The sequence below is a fragment of the Vibrio sp. 10N.222.52.B7 genome, from assembly GCF_041474275.1.
GTDB classification, from domain to species: domain Bacteria; phylum Pseudomonadota; class Gammaproteobacteria; order Enterobacterales; family Vibrionaceae; genus Vibrio; species Vibrio crassostreae_C.
Map to the genome: position 1 here is coordinate 1 of NZ_JBFRTU010000603.1, position 471 is coordinate 471.

At 45.6% G+C, this 471-nt stretch carries 1 pseudogene; it reads left to right on the forward strand.

The features are described 5' to 3' along the window. Nucleotides 1–471 (forward strand): annotated as a pseudogene (locus tag AB4512_RS24400) (alpha-mannosidase); the annotation flags it as partial.

The following is a 471-nucleotide window of genomic DNA, read 5'->3' on the forward strand; positions in this document are numbered from 1 at the left end:
ATATTGATCCTGAGCTTCCAAAAACGTTACAGGCAGCAACGCAGCGCTCTCCAGACAACGACGTATACGCAATCTCATCGATGGAAGCATTCGTCGATGTACTGCGAGCTAACAGTGATAGTTTCGAAACTTACGACGGTGAATTTAAAGCCCCGCGCTATGCTCGAATTCACAAGACGATTGGATCCGTTCGATACGACATCAAGAAGCTTAACTTTGATATTGAGCAGTTCCTAATTAAGAAGCTTGAAGTGGTTGTTGCTATAGCTAAAGCGCAAGGCATCACGGTACACACAGAGCTGATTGATATCGCGTGGAAGAAGATTCTTGAATGCCACGCGCACGATAGCATTGGTGGTTGTAACAGTGATGCGACTAACGCCGATATCATGCACCGCCTCAAACAGGCTCAAGAAATCTGTCACGGCTTATATAACTTAGTGATCAAAGAGATTGCGAGCAGTTGTCACG